General features: G+C 41.7%; 15 protein-coding genes. 2 read left to right on the forward strand and 13 right to left on the reverse strand.

All coding sequences use genetic code 11. The features are described 5' to 3' along the window. Positions 1 to 166 precede the first annotated feature (166 nt). Positions 167 to 1,606: a cardiolipin synthase gene (cls, locus tag BLW49_RS18525; protein WP_090726089.1), complete on the reverse strand. Its 1,440-nt coding sequence runs from the start codon at positions 1,604 to 1,606 to the stop codon at positions 167 to 169. Between the two features lie 277 nt (positions 1,607 to 1,883). On the opposite strand from cls, the gene BLW49_RS18530 reads away from it, so the two are divergent. Then, positions 1,884 to 3,236: a hemolysin family protein gene (locus BLW49_RS18530; protein ID WP_090726090.1), complete on the forward strand. Its 1,353-nt coding sequence runs from the start codon at positions 1,884 to 1,886 to the stop codon at positions 3,234 to 3,236. Positions 3,237 to 3,340: 104 nt separating this feature from the next. On the opposite strand, the gene BLW49_RS18535 is transcribed toward BLW49_RS18530, so the two are convergent. The 4 genes from BLW49_RS18535 to BLW49_RS18550 form a co-directional block, all read right to left on the reverse strand. After that, positions 3,341 to 4,420 carry an AI-2E family transporter gene (locus BLW49_RS18535; protein WP_076312019.1) on the reverse strand — a complete coding sequence of 360 codons (1,080 nt, stop codon included), beginning with the start codon at positions 4,418 to 4,420 and terminating at the stop codon, positions 3,341 to 3,343. Positions 4,421 to 4,467: 47 nt separating this feature from the next. After that, positions 4,468 to 5,247 (reverse strand): ABC transporter permease, encoded by a 780-nt coding sequence (locus BLW49_RS18540; RefSeq protein ID WP_076312020.1) that lies wholly within the window; start codon positions 5,245 to 5,247, stop codon positions 4,468 to 4,470. After that, entirely contained in the window at positions 5,244 to 6,149 is a 906-nt protein-coding gene (locus BLW49_RS18545) for an ABC transporter ATP-binding protein (protein ID WP_090726092.1), read from the reverse strand. Before BLW49_RS18545 ends, BLW49_RS18540 begins: the two co-directional genes overlap by 4 nt. Positions 6,150 to 6,222: 73 nt before the next feature. Then, positions 6,223 to 6,603, reverse strand: a complete 381-nt coding sequence (locus BLW49_RS18550; protein WP_090726094.1) for a hypothetical protein — start codon at positions 6,601 to 6,603, stop codon at positions 6,223 to 6,225. A gap of 314 nt (positions 6,604 to 6,917) precedes the next feature. Between BLW49_RS18550 and BLW49_RS29265 the strand changes: the two genes are divergently transcribed. Beyond that, a complete protein-coding gene (locus BLW49_RS29265) occupies positions 6,918 to 7,043 on the forward strand; it encodes a hypothetical protein (protein WP_256209821.1) in 126 nt (41 codons plus the stop codon). A 125-nt stretch (positions 7,044 to 7,168) separates the two neighbouring features. On the opposite strand, the gene BLW49_RS18555 is transcribed toward BLW49_RS29265, so the two are convergent. The 8 genes from BLW49_RS18555 to BLW49_RS18590 all read right to left on the reverse strand — a co-directional run bounded on the left by BLW49_RS18555 (position 7,169) and on the right by BLW49_RS18590 (position 14,682). Further along, positions 7,169 to 7,660 (reverse strand): hypothetical protein, encoded by a 492-nt coding sequence (locus tag BLW49_RS18555; RefSeq protein ID WP_083655764.1) that lies wholly within the window; start codon positions 7,658 to 7,660, stop codon positions 7,169 to 7,171. Positions 7,661 to 7,719: 59 nt separating this feature from the next. Next, the gene (locus BLW49_RS18560) at positions 7,720 to 8,247 is read right to left on the reverse strand and encodes a VanZ family protein (RefSeq protein ID WP_090726096.1); all 528 of its coding nucleotides are present in this window, start codon (positions 8,245 to 8,247) and stop codon (positions 7,720 to 7,722) included. A 313-nt stretch (positions 8,248 to 8,560) separates the two neighbouring features. Beyond that, the gene (locus tag BLW49_RS18565; protein ID WP_090726098.1) at positions 8,561 to 9,865 is read right to left on the reverse strand and encodes a hypothetical protein; all 1,305 of its coding nucleotides are present in this window, start codon (positions 9,863 to 9,865) and stop codon (positions 8,561 to 8,563) included. A gap of 36 nt (positions 9,866 to 9,901) precedes the next feature. Continuing rightward, positions 9,902 to 10,849, reverse strand: a complete 948-nt coding sequence (locus tag BLW49_RS18570) for an LCP family glycopolymer transferase (RefSeq protein WP_371264581.1) — start codon at positions 10,847 to 10,849, stop codon at positions 9,902 to 9,904. A gap of 99 nt (positions 10,850 to 10,948) precedes the next feature. After that, positions 10,949 to 12,283 (reverse strand): UDP-glucose dehydrogenase family protein, encoded by a 1,335-nt coding sequence (locus BLW49_RS18575; RefSeq protein ID WP_090726100.1) that lies wholly within the window; start codon positions 12,281 to 12,283, stop codon positions 10,949 to 10,951. 33 nt (positions 12,284 to 12,316) lie between these two features. Then, positions 12,317 to 13,336: a dTDP-glucose 4,6-dehydratase gene (rfbB, locus tag BLW49_RS18580; protein ID WP_090726102.1), complete on the reverse strand. Its 1,020-nt coding sequence runs from the start codon at positions 13,334 to 13,336 to the stop codon at positions 12,317 to 12,319. Between the two features lie 20 nt (positions 13,337 to 13,356). Continuing rightward, positions 13,357 to 13,902 (reverse strand): dTDP-4-dehydrorhamnose 3,5-epimerase, encoded by a 546-nt coding sequence (rfbC, locus tag BLW49_RS18585; protein WP_090726104.1) that lies wholly within the window; start codon positions 13,900 to 13,902, stop codon positions 13,357 to 13,359. Between the two features lie 30 nt (positions 13,903 to 13,932). Next, the gene (locus tag BLW49_RS18590; RefSeq protein ID WP_090726106.1) at positions 13,933 to 14,682 is read right to left on the reverse strand and encodes a sugar phosphate nucleotidyltransferase; all 750 of its coding nucleotides are present in this window, start codon (positions 14,680 to 14,682) and stop codon (positions 13,933 to 13,935) included. Positions 14,683 to 14,699: the final 17 nt, after the last annotated feature.

The raw sequence follows: 14,699 nt of genomic DNA on the forward strand, positions 1-14,699 counted from the left end.
ATTTGACATAGAATCCCCCCTATTCTTTTAAGCTTTCTATGTCCGCAAGACATGACCTGAGACTTTATTATATCATATTCCGACTCCATAAAACACTAAAAGAGTAAGCAAAGACGAGATAATGGAATAGAAAGCAGGTTTTTATGACAGAAATCATCCCAAATCCTTAGAGTAGAGGAGATAATAACCTACATAGGATTTCGGTGGATTTGCCTAATTTTGAACGCTGACTAAACGTGCTTAATTCGACCTTCATGCTGTGCGTAAGATCGCCTGTAAAATCCTGCACCAGCCTATCGATCGCACTCTTTGAATACATGACCGACGTCAGCTCAAAATTGCTGTAGAAGCTGCGCATATCCAGGTTGGCCGAGCCCACTGTAGCGAGCAAATCATCGACGATAATAACCTTCGAGTGAATGAAGCCTTTCTTATAACGATAGAACTGAACTCCCGCCGTCAGCAGCTCTTCTACATAAGACAGCGTTGCCTGCAGCACAATCGCGTAATCCGCCTCATACGGAATTAGAATGCGTACATCCACACCCGCATAGGAGGCTGTCTTCAGTGCAGTCATCAGCGCATCGTCTGGTATGAAATACGGTGTTGTAATGTAGATCCGCTTGCTCGCTTGTGTAATGGCACTGAAGCATACCTCCTGAATCAGATGCCGCGTCTCATCCGGTCCGCTCTCCACAATCTGAACCTGCTCATTGACCTGGCAGTCATGCGGCGGAAATAAGGAAGATATAAGCTCCTCATCTACGGTCTGACCGGATACCATCTCCCAGTCCTTGAGAAAGGTTGTCTGCAGGAAGTACACCGCATCCCCGCTGATCCGCATATGCGTATCACGCCAAAATCCCATTTTCTGCGATTGACCCCGGTATTCATCCCCGATATTCATCCCACCGGTATATCCGATCGTTCCGTCGACGACAACAATCTTGCGATGGTTGCGGTAGTTCAGCTTGCGAAGCTTCATCGCAAGGCCGGGCGGCAGAAAGAAGTGGATCTCGATCCCCTCATTCTTCATTCTCTGAATGAAGGGCTTAGGGAGGGTTTTGCTGCCGAATCCATCACAGATGATGTTGACTTTCACGCCCTGCTTGGATTTTTCAATGAGGAGATCCTGAAACATGGTGCCGATAATGTCATCACGAAAAATATAAAACTGAATGTGAATATGATGCTGCGCCTTCTCTATATCATGCAGCAGGGAAGCAAACAGCGGTTCACCTTCTGTAAAATACTTCGTTTGGTTGCAGCCCGTAATCGCACTGTTCGGAGTATGGGACAGCAAGTTAAACAGCCTGGTGTGTGTTGTAAATGTCTCTCTCTGCATGTCTTCTGCCTTCGTTATTACGTTGGTCTGCGAAGCAAGGTGCTGATGAATGTGCTCCCACACCTCCGTCTTCACATGCTTTCTCATTCGCTTGTAGGGACGGCCGGCCAGGAAATAGAGAGCTATTCCAATAACAGGCAGGGTGATGGAGATTAGAATCCATACTCCTGCCTTGGCCGGTCTCTCATACTCCAGTACAAACAAGAGGACGGTTTGCAGGAAATAAAATAAGATCAGTATAACGATGACCAGCCACATCATATGCCAGCCCCCTTCTTATGTAAGGATTCGGAGTCATCTATACAGTGTGACAATTTTTTGCAAGAAACATGCATGTCAGAAGGAAAAAATATAGGCTGTCCGCACAAAAATAGCTTTGTAATTAAAGTACTTGACATTCACTGTACTTTAGGGCGTATTTCCACGCGCACTGAATTGAGCTATAATATTCGATAAACTGAATCAAGTTCATACATGATTTATCTGTTGAATTTGATTCGCTTTATAGTTTAAATTCATGAAGAGGAAGAGATGTGAAATGGAAGAAGGTAGTAGGTACGCGTTATACCTGGTCCTAGTGGCCGTATTGATTGGTTTTTCGGCATTTTTTGTCGCAGTAGAGTTTGCGATTGTACGTGTAAGGACGAGTCGATTGGATCAACTGATCGCAGAAGGGAATAAAAGAGCCGCCGCGGTTAGGCAGGTGGTTGCTAATCTGGACGGCTATCTATCCGCCTGTCAGCTGGGGATCACGATTACCTCGCTGGGACTCGGATGGCTGGGGGAACCGACCATAGAGAAGATTCTGCACCCTCTATTTGAAAGAATGCAGTTACCGGAGGCCGTAGGATCATTATTGTCCTTCTTTATCGCCTTTATGGTGATTACTTACTTACATGTCGTTGTCGGCGAGCTGGCACCGAAGACGGTTGCAATTCGAAAGGCAGAAACGGTCGCAATGTTAACGGCCAAACCGATCATTTGGTTTAACAAAATCATGTACCCATTTATTTTCGTCTTGAACGGCTCTGCCAATGGTCTTGTGAAGCTGTTTGGCGTTAAACCTGCTTCTGAGCACGAAGAGGCTCATTCTGAGGAAGAGCTGCAGATTATTATTAACGAGAGCTTCGAGAGCGGCAAGATTAATCAGAGCGAATTTGGATATGTAAGCCGGATCTTCGCCTTTGATGAAATGCTCGCTAAGGAAATCATGGTTCCCCGAACCGATATGGTATGCTTGTACGTCAACAAATCCGTCGAAGAGAATCTTGCCATCATTCGTGAAGAGCAGTACACCCGGTTCCCGGTCGTGAATGAGAATAAGGATGATATTATCGGCATCATTAATACGAAGCAATTTTTCCTGGAATATTACGGAGGCAGCTCCTCCGACATTGATATCGCCAGCCTCATTCATCCGATTCCTGCAGTTCACGAAACAACTCCGGTGAAAGAACTGCTTCACAAGATGCAGCAGGAAGGCAATCATATTGCCATCCTGGTTGATGAATATGGCGGAACCTCGGGTATGGTTACGATTGAAGACGTGCTGGAGCAGATCGTCGGAGAGATTCGGGATGAATTCGACGCCGATGAGGAAGAAGAAATCCAGTTCGTGGATGAGAACTACATCATATTTAACGGGAAGGTATCCTTGTCCAAGGTGAATGATCTACTCCTCGCCAACCTGGACACAAACGAATGGGATACGATTGGAGGATGGCTGTATAGTCATCAGCCGGAAATGAATGAACAAGAAGAATACGAATTTGAAGGACTTACCTTCGTTCTGCTGGAGGCAGAGAAGAACCGCTTCCTGAAGGTCGCTGTTATTCCTAGAGAACCTCTGACTACCGCAAAAGGCGAAGAAGAAGCCGCACTCGCAGAGTAATTCGTTATTATATAAAGAATAAGGCCCGCATGTCTGTTCGTGACAGATCTGCGGGCCTTATTGGTTTTTATTTTTAATAGAATACGAATTCCGGCGCTGTAAGGCTATGCCTTCTCCCATTTGTCCTTGAAGAAGATATGATACACCTTGGTGATTACGATCTTCAGCGTCATATAGAACGGAATGGCAAGAATAACCCCCATCAAGCCTGCAATGTCGCCACCCACTAGCACCACAACAATCGTCGTGATCGGATGGATATCGAGCGATTTGTTGAAGATATACGGTGCCAGCAGGTTATCCTGAATTTGCTGTGCAGCAAGGATAATAACCAGTGCCCAGATCGCCATCGAAGGGGACTGGATAAAGGCAATGATCACAATCGGCACCGATGACAGGAATGCCCCGATGAAGGGGATGAAGTTCATAATGACCGCGATCACGGTCAGCAGCAGGGCATACGGCAGATCGATAAACAGAAATCCGATGTACATCAGTACGCCAAGCGCCACATTGATGATGACACGCCCGACGATGAATCCACTGAGAGAGCTGTCGATCTCATCCATCAGATCCGTCCCCACGTCACGGAAACGCTTTGGCATGAAGCCCACAATCTTCTCCCCGAATTTCCCGCCTTCCTTCAGCATGAAGTAGAGAATAATCGGAGTGACAAACAAGACCATAATGAAGCTGGAGAAGAAGGAGACTACACCGGACATGTAATCGGTAAGCACGGTAAACCCTTGATCAATAACCTCAGTGATCCGAGACAAAATATTGCTTCCCTCCGGCAGGAACTGAGCCAGTATTCCGCTCTCTTCCAGCTCCTGGACCTGCTCTGTCAGCATTTTAATCAAATTCGGCGCATTCTCGATGAACGCGAGGAACTGCTCCCGCAGCGACGGCCAGATCCCGATAATAAATCCAGCCATAATCAGACCGAATACCAGGTAAATGAGGAAAATGGCGAGCGTCCGATTGACTCTTCGTTTATGCATCAGCTCAACGAGCGGCCTCAGCAGATAATAGAAGAAGCCTGCCAGCATCGCCGGCACTAAGATTACGCTGAGTAAAGAAATCAGCGGATTAAAAATAAATTTGACCTTGTCACCCAAGAAGATAACAAGCAGGATCAGGATTATACCGATACAGAATCGGAAAAACCTGTTGGTTTGAGCCAAGTTCACTTCCTCCATTCATGTCCTAATCGAATGACCAGACTTCTATTCTAGGCTGCCACGTCTCTCTTGTGAAAGACATACCAGGCTATACCCATAAATAGAACATAATAAACAGCAAGCACCGTAATGGAGAAGCCCAGACTCATTACACTGTCACTCGAACCGAACATATATTGACTAAGGTCCATATTGGTGAACAGAATGTATTTCGCCCAGGAATACCGTTCCGGATCGAAGATTAGACCAAAGATCCCTTGGGTGAACAAGATAAATAGAGACAACCCGATGGCAAGCGCTCCAGATCTGAATACGGTGGATACCATGAATGCGATCGCCAAGGTGATAAACAAGTCCACATATTCATACAGCCAGCTGACGAGCGCATAGCCTGCAGGTGTGTAATCCCCCGGCATCTCTGACACAACAGGCTCTGTAGACATCAGCACCGAGGAAGTAAGCAGCGATAACCCTGTCATCAGCAAGGTCGTCAGCAGACTGAATAGCAGTACCGACACATATTTGGAAGCCAGAATCTTGCTTCGGGTCCATGGCCGAATCAGCAGCAGCTTAATCGTCCCCCAAGAGAATTCACCTGCCACCGAATCTGCCGCAATGACGACCGCAAAGATCGTATTCAGAAAGCTGATGAACGACACCGTCAGCATGGCGCCTTCCCAATAGTGGGTTGAAGCACCACCCCCTGTGCTGGACAGCAGATAAGGAATCAGAATCGACATCACAATAATAATCCCGAGCATCACCCAAGTCCGTACACGGCGATAGATCTTCATATTCTCATTATGTACCAGCATCAAAAAGTTACTCATGGACGCTTACCTCCCGTCATGGCCAGGAACTGATCTTCGAGGGTGCTTGTTCGCGCCCGTATACCATACACCTTGATGCCATGTTGGACTAGTCTTGCATTCAGCTCGGCGGCGTCATCTCTTGTACAAGATATGCTCAGCACCGGACCCTCAGTACGTCCCTGTCCTGCCAGCTCGAATGCCGACTCGGGATCACTCACCTCAAACGTATATTCTAGGACTTCAAGAGCTCCACTCTCCGGTCTCAGCTGCCGAACATCAATCAGCTTCCCATCCTGAATAACCGCGACCGTATCACACATCAGCTCCATCTCGGACAGCAAATGACTCGATACGAAGACGGTCGTCCCTTCGGTAAGGGTGAGCTTGCGCAAATAATCTCTCAGCTCGCGAATACCCTGCGGGTCTAATCCATTCGTCGGCTCGTCCAGCACGAGCAGCTTCGGACGATGCAGAATGGCTTGTGCGACGCCAAGCCGCTGACGCATGCCGAGAGAGTACGTCTTGACCTTGTCATGGATCCGGTCTCGGAGGCCAACGAGCTCAATCGCTTCCTGGATCCTCTCTTTGGTCACGCCCGGTGACATCCGGGCAAAATGAACCAGGTTCTGGTAGCCTGTCAGGAACTTGTACATCTCCGGATTCTCTACAATCGCGCCAACCTCACGGATGGCATCCTCAAACTGCGTCTTCACACTGTGACCGGCGATGAAGATATCCCCGCTACTAATGGACATCAAACCAACCATCATGCGGATTGTGGTCGTCTTCCCCGCGCCATTGGGCCCTAAAAAACCAAAGACCTGGCCTGGATAAATATCCAGAGTCAGGTCTTGCACGAGATGGCGGGAAGAAATGACCTTACTTACACCTTGCATACGAACGACAGGTTCTTGGTGCATGTCATAGTTCACTCCCTCTTGATCATGCTCGAATCGTAATTCGAGCAAGGATTCTCACTTATAAGCTTCGTGCCTAGTGTAACATAATCTGTGAGAACCTGTCCCGCGTATTCGAGGGAATGAAGCAATTCTGTTCCTCTTGCGCTGCTTCGGGAGACGGCGAATGCTCCTCTTCTGCAGTGGGAGCGGCTTCCTGCTGCTCTTCCACAGCCTCTTCACCGTTCTGGCAGCAGATACAATAGCCTAGCGGCATTTCATTTCTGTAGAATCCGGTCCGGAAGACCTGATTAGGTATGATATGGGGAAGGTCTTTCATCCTGGATATGGACTGTTCATATGATAGACTACCTGAGACTTTGGCCTCTTCTATTCCTCTCGACTCCATTGGATATTCCGTGTCTACCGACAATATCCTCCCACAGGCGACACAATAAAATCGACTTGTCACGATCACTTCAGCCGTCCTCCATTCATAAAGACACATAGTTTCATTTCCTGTGAAACCAACTTCAGGGGCAATCGTCCAACCAACCGCATAAATCGATTCTTTTCGATACAAATTGTATCTTGAACATAATAGAGTCCCATATTTTTGTCAAGAATTTTCGAGGGTTACTAGATATTTAACCAGGAAAAGGGCGGGAAAACGCTTATCTAAGAGATATTTTCACTTGTTTTCATGAAAAACATGCCATAAGCATTCACAGAGCAGGACTTCCAATGATACAATTTGTATTGAAGTACATTTTTCTCTAGGGGGAACGTGTGTTGAAGAAAACGATTCGTAAACTAAGGAGAAGCGCATCAAGAACGATCTCCGTGGTTCCGGTCGCTGTTATCGTTGGGGCTCCGGTCTTGACCTACTTTATTGTACGTATGGTTCTGCAGAAATAGGACAAATTGTAAAAATATTCGTCTTATGACCTATGTACGAGCACACGACAAAAAGCACCTCATTGCTAAGAGAGAACAGGCTCTTGGCAATAAGGTGCTTTTTCCCCATTAAATACGAATCTAAGCTAGAACTCTTGTGCCTTATCAAACGACCACAGGACGCGCCATTCTCCGGACTCCTGAGAAGCATATACGGGCTGTACAATCTTAAAGTTACCAAAGGAAGAATGGTAGATCTGGGTCACGGTGAATTCATAGACTTCGGCCAGCGCTTCTTTTCCTTCTATGAGCTGAACATCAAACAGCCTCTTCGGTTCAGATACTTCATATTTAAAGGTATTCGTACCAAAATGCTGCATGAACACATGGGCCCTGGTCTGGACATAGTCCGGCTTCTTATATCGTTCCTGCAGCAGAGAATGAAACAGCTCCCATGAGCTCCCGAAATCGCCCTCTTGCTCATATGTATAGAATTGTTCAATGGCTTTACGTGCATCTTCTTCTTCATTAGACTTCATAACCCCTTGAATACTGAAGAAGAGCAGAGCTAACAGACCCACGATGAGTAAGGTAGCCGCGATCTTAAGCAGACCATTTGCTCGTCGTTTACGCAACATCAAATAAGCCTCCTCCTCTCTTGTCCCTTGTAACTCAAGGTATGAGAGAGGAAGAGGCTTTAGACCTTCCTTTTGTGCTGCACATACTGAACCAATACATATAGAAGAATAGCTATACAACCTCCGGTCAAGTCCAGCAATACATCATCGAAGGAGGGCGTCCTGCCTGCGGAGAATCGCTGCAGAAACTCATCTGCACATGCAATAAGTAAAGTAATGACCAACGGCACCCAATAGACTTTAAGGGCAGGTCCCCACCGCTTTTTCAGGATCATATGAGCGGCCAGCGTTAAGATACCATACACGAACATGTGAGCACATTTGCGGAATACGAACTCCGTGAAGCCATATGGATTATTGCGGAGCGAATTGGTATGACCTCCATAGCTGATTCGGATATCAGGCAGCTCGAAATCAATATCCAGCTTCTGAACCGTTTGGATGAGAAGAGGGCGAATGGTCTGCTGCTGATATGTCCTTGTGGACATGAACAGAATGAACAGAACCCAGAATAGCAGGAAGAGAGCTACGATTATTACTTGCTTTATTCCTCTTATATTTGATCTATTCTTTTGTCTGCTCAACATAACCACCTCTAATACTAAATAATAATGACGGATTTTATAATGGAATTGCGACAACTAATTCAAAATTATACATGGACAAAATGTCTGATTCGTGTAGACGAAGTTCCAAAAGAATATAAAGGGCGAGGTTTGCGTCATTTACCTTTGTGTATTAGCTGTTGAAATGTATTTAGATTTTAACGGCTTTTTAAAGCCACTGGTAGATCGCTCTCCAAACAGCTAATTAAGAAACTGTTTAGGCTGGAAATACCCTCAAATCTTATTATATTGAACTATCGCACTAGAATAGACAATCTGTCTTACGAAAATATTTTCAAGCAGTATTTGTTTCTTTTTTATTAGAGGTAAGGTAAAAAATAAAAGTTATTAAAAACAAGGCTATTGTAATATATTGGTCTCTAAAAATTTGTGTAGCATAAGCACAAGTAGTAATAGTAATCAATAATGACAAATAGATTATTATTTTTTTTATTCTTCCCCCTTTTATTTCTATGCACTTATACAAAACTAAAGTATATATATGAATTGTAAAGCCTAAGAAAAACAAGCCACCCAGTATTAATAATAATGAGGAACTATTTATTCCTAAATGTACATGTATTGTTTGATTATTTAAATTAACATTTGAAAAACCAATTCCTTGACTAGAGGCATCAAATTTATAGTAAGCTAAGTAGTTTAAATAAGCTCGTTCATTATGAGGACTTGGGACAGAATTTGGATCATAAATAAAATTACTAATGAAAGTATCTTCAGAAACATATTCGTATTGTGAATTAGAAAACGTAATGCCAACGAAAGCAATAGATATGAATAAAAGAGTCAACAGTGTAATTTTAGTTATTACGAATTTATCAGAAGTCAAAAAATTTATTAAGAAAAATATAAAAACGAATATCAATAGGGTTTGAATTAACATTTTATTATCTATTGCTATAGACAAGTATCCCATTATTGAGAATTGAACTGCAAGCCAAACAATCATTAATTGTGACTTAGTCTTCTTGATTTTATACATGTTAAATAACACAGTAACTATCCATAAAAAATTTAGAACACTTACTCCATTCATCCCAACTAATCCAGTCCAATGGTCAAATGGATGTGGATTCCCTGCTAAAAATCTACCTATTAGAAACGAAGTAGTCTTAATTTGAATAAATATAATTATAGTATTTATAACAAAATGAATGTTGAGCAAATAGAAACATACACTATAAAGTTTTTCCAATACATCTAGCGAGTAAGTTTTTTTCAGGTACGAAAAATATGCAAAATAACATAAAGGTGTATATATCATCAAAAGATTATTTATTACATTTTCATTAAACCCGAATTTTTCGATATTCGATCCAATAATCATCAATAGCACTAAAAAAGAAGTATAACCTACAAAGGATATATTAAATCTAATATTTCTTAAATGAATTAGAGAATATATCAAGAGGAAAAAATCCAATATATAGAACAGCTCATAATTAACTTTAATAAATCTCAACAGAAACAAATTTGATATTATAAAATAAAATAATATCATATCAATTGTTCTAATGTGTTGTTTTACTAGCTGTTTATCATCATAGTTATAGATATTAAGCCTTCTGTATACATATTCCATGTATTGTTACACCTCAATATATCTCATCTTTGAAATTTAATTACGATCTAAATTTCTATTTATAACTTTAGTGATTCTTTCACGTTCATTTTCATCTACAATAAAGTAATATAATCCGTTAATTCTTTGTCCATGCCCCTTAATTTCAACCATTTCTAATCTCTCTAGATTCCTAGAATAATTAATTATAAAGTGTTTCATATCTTCGAACGTAACATCAGTCTTAACATATGTCTGCAATTCCTCTAGTATTTTTTCCAAATTAGTCACGGTAGATATCTGCATACCATTTTTAATAACCTGTTGCAATATTGTACGCTGGCGTTCATTTCTTCCTAAATCACCACGAGGATCACTAAATCGCATCCTCGAATATTTTAGAGCACTTTCTCCATCAAGTTTGATAGTACCTTTTTCAAAAATCTCACCTTCATATTCGAAGTGGAATGGATTGTCCACTTCTATACCTCCTAATATATCAATCAAAGAGGAAAATCCTTCCATATTAATTTTCACATAATAATCAATAGTTGTATCCAAAAATTGTTCCACAGTTTCTATAGACATATTCACTCCACCAAAGGCATATGCATGGTTGATTTTATCCATTGATTCCATGCCGACAATCTCAGTTCTAGTATCACGAGGAATGTTGAACATCAACATTGTTTTCTTTTTTGGATTTACAGTAAGCACAATCATTGTATCTGAACGACCAATATCATTCTCACGTTCATCAACACCTAATAGCAAAACCGAAAATGGAGTGGTCTCTTTAATTTTTTCTGCATAAAGTTCTTTAGGTTCTTCTTCTTGACCACCGCTAATTATGGACACCGGATTAAATGGTTCACGAGGCTCATATATAGAATTAGCTGTAGATTTAAGTGAATCGTATGTATACCATACAAATCCAAATCCTATCAAAACTACAGCAGCTATACATCCTAGTGTAACTTTGAACCATCGTTTAATTTTGACCATATCCTTTCTTAAATATATTCTTTCGCCATTACTAACATAAAATATAGGTTTTCCTTACATAATGGTGTTTGCTTTAAAATACATAAATACAGCTATGTCCTAGGACATAGCTGTAGTATAAGAATCTGAAATATTGTCCGCATTCGGACGTCCGACAGAGTAGTAGATAAATGAGGCTTCCTTCACCTTCGCAGGATCATATACATTTCGACCATCAATCAGTATTGGCCGATACATCGATCTGGCTAACTCGGTCAGATCCACTTCACCGAACTCCTGCCATTCCGTGAGCAAGCATAAGGCATCACTGTCTTTTGCAGCAGATTGAGCATCATCACACCAGTAGATAGAGTCATTATTTACTTCACGCCGGAAATTTTCTGTAGCTACGGGATCATATGCGTATACCGAAGCACCTGCACGAACCAGTTCCTGAATAATCTCAATCGCAGGCGCATCACGAATGTCATCCGTATTTGGTTTAAATGCGAGTCCCCAGATCCCAATCCGCTTCCCTGTCAGAGAACCAAGGGCTAGCTGCAGCTTGTGAATAATATTAAACCGCTGATCCTTGTTCACTTCTACTACGGATTTCAAGAGCTTGAATTCATAATCCACATTACCCGCAATTTGAATAAGCGCCTGAGTATCCTTCGGGAAGCAAGACCCTCCATAACCAATCCCTGCCTTCAAGAAGGAGCTTCCGATTCGACGGTCATACCCCATTCCCTCTGCAACTCGGGTAACATCGGCTCCTACCTTCTCACAGATATTTGCAATCTCATTAATGAAGGAGATCTTGGTCGCAAGAAATGCATTTGAGGCATACTTAATCATCTCCGCAGATCGGATATCAGTCTTGACGATATTATTTGTGAGTGGAGCATGAAGTGCAATCAGCGTATCTGCCGTCTCTTGATCCTCACTACCGATAACAATACGGTCTGGATTCATCGTATCCCAGATGGCCGTACCTTCTCTAAGGAATTCTGGCAGAGAAGCAATAGAGAATGAATACTGACTATACTCAGAGATGATATGCTTGATACGTTCGTTCGTACCTACTGGCACTGTACTCTTCGTTGCAACAATCTTACGTCCGTTCATCGCAAGGGCTACTTCACGCGCTGCCTGTTCAATAAATTGCAGGTTCGCTTCTCCATTCGGTAATGATGGAGTACCTACGGCAAGAATGATCAGATCCGATGCCTGAACCGCAGTTTGCGTATCAAAAGTAAAAGACAGCCTTCCGGCTGCCTTGTTCTTGTCTATTAATTCTTTTAGTCCTGGTTCATATATTGGAACTTCACCACGTTCCAGCATTTCGACCTTGGCAGGGTTATTATCGACACAAATAACTTGATTGCCGATATCCGAGAAACATACACCTGATACCAAGCCAACATATCCGGTTCCAATGACGGTAATGTTCAAATTGGTTCCCTCCAATTTCTAATACAATCAAATTTATGCTTTGAGAGAAGTTGCATACTGAGATTTGTAGTATTCTTGATATACACCAGATTTAATTCTAGTCCACCATTCTTTGTTGTTTAGATACCATTTAATTGTGTCCTCAATTCCTAGGTCAAATGTATATTTAGGTTCCCACCCTAATTCATTAGTTATTTTTGTAGGATCTATAGCATATCTCCGATCATGTCCCTGGCGATCATCAACATACCTTATTAAATCATATGGTTTATTTAATGCACTTAGAATAATTTTCACTATATCAATATTCTGTCTTTCATTATGCCCACCGATATTATACACCTCACCTGGTTTACCTTTCTGAATTACTAAATCAATCGCTGCTGCGTGATCAGAAACATGAAGCCAATCTCTAACATTCAAACCATCTCCATAAACTGGAAGGTGATTATCCTCTAGAGCATTCGTAATCATGAGTGGTATTAATTTCTCAGGGAAGTGATATGGACCATAATTATTTGAACACCGAGTTATATTTACATTCATTCCATATGTTTCATAATAAGAACGCACTAACAAATCTGCTCCTGCTTTACTTGCAGAATAAGGACTATTAGGCGATATAGGAGTTTTCTCTGTAAAGTATCCTGTCTCTCCAAGAGACCCATAAACTTCATCAGTTGAGATTTGAATATATTTATTAATTTTATTTATTCTAGCTGCCTCTAAGAGAACTTGTGTGCCGACAACGTTCGTATGTACAAATATGGTCGGATCAGAAATACTTCGATCAACATGTGACTCAGCTGCAAAGTTTACAATAACATCAACTGCCTCTTGTTGTATCACTTGATTTACTAACTTAGAATCACAAATATCTCCCTGCACAAAAGAATAGTTAGGAAGATTTTCAACAGTCGTTAAATTCTCAAGATTCCCAGCGTAAGTAAGTTTATCAAAATTGATTATATATATATCAGAATGTTGTTTTAACATATAGTGAATAAAATTACTCCCAATAAATCCTGCTCCGCCTGTGACTAACAATTTCATGATTTTTCGTCCCCTTCAATTTAAAAGTCATTATCTGCTTCTTTAAATGTAGGATGAAGCTGATCTTTATCAGACAGAATTACATTAGTAGACGGCCAATCGATGCCTAACTCATGATCAGACCACAAGATTCCCCTGTCATTTTCTTTAGAATAAAGAGAATCTACTTTATAAGCCACTTGAGTATGAGGGCTGATCGTACAGAAGCCATGAGCGAATCCCTTGGGAATTAGCAGTTGCCTTTTATTACTTTCACTTAATATTACTGCCACCCATTCTCCGTAGGTAGCTGAATTTTTACGAATATCTACTGCAACATCATAAATAGCTCCTGCCAAAACCCTCACTAGTTTGGTCTGAGCTGCGGGACTTAATTGGTAATGAAGGCCTCTTAAGGTTCCAGCTTCTGCAGAATAAGAATGATTATCTTGAATAAAATCATGCTCAATCCCTGCTTTACTAAAAACTTGCTTGTTATAGGACTCCATAAAAAAACCCCGGTTGTCACCAAACACCGGGGTTTCAATGATTAGAACATCAGGTATTTTTGTCTGTATGATATTCAATTATTTCACTCCCGAAATTTTTTTAATAACTTATTTGGATGCAACAGCTCTACCGAATGTTAAATCAAGTTCCTCTTTATTCATCAACTCGTTCGCATATGCTAGAGAATCATGTGTACCAGCGTCAGTCCACCAACCTGAGAGTATATCGTAGGTCAACATGCCTTTCTCAATATATGCATTATTTACATCTGTTATTTCTAATTCTCCACGACCAGAAGGCTTTAATGTGCTGATTATATCAAAGACATCTGCATCATACATGTACACTCCAGTTACTGCATAAGGACTTTTCGGAGATTTAGGTTTTTCCTCAATTGACGTTATTGTATTGCCATCGAGTTCAGCAACTCCATAACGTTCAGGGTCTTGTACTTGTTGCAATAGCACCTTCGCACCTGTTCCCTGCTTCTTGAAGTTGTTTACATACTCTGTTAAGGAGTCTGAAAAAACATTATCTCCAAGAATAACAACCATAGACTCATCTTTAGCAAAATTCTTAGCCAATCCAAGTGCTTGAGCTATTCCACCAGCTTGATCCTGCACCTTATAAGAGAACGTAACACCAAACTCAAACCCACTGCCTAATAAATTAACGACATCGCCCATATGGTCACGTCCAGTGACAATGAGGATGTCGTTAATGTCAGCTTCTTTTAATTTGTAGATTGAATGATAAATCATTGGATACTTACCAACAGGAAGCAAGTGCTTGTTTGTTACCTTTGTAAGTGGGTACAATCTTGATCCTGTTCCGCCAGCTAAGATTATTCCTTTCATGCATATCACTCCTATAT

The organism is Paenibacillus sp. PDC88 (assembly GCF_900106725.1).
Taxonomy (GTDB): Bacteria; Bacillota; Bacilli; order Paenibacillales; family Paenibacillaceae; genus Paenibacillus; species Paenibacillus shunpengii.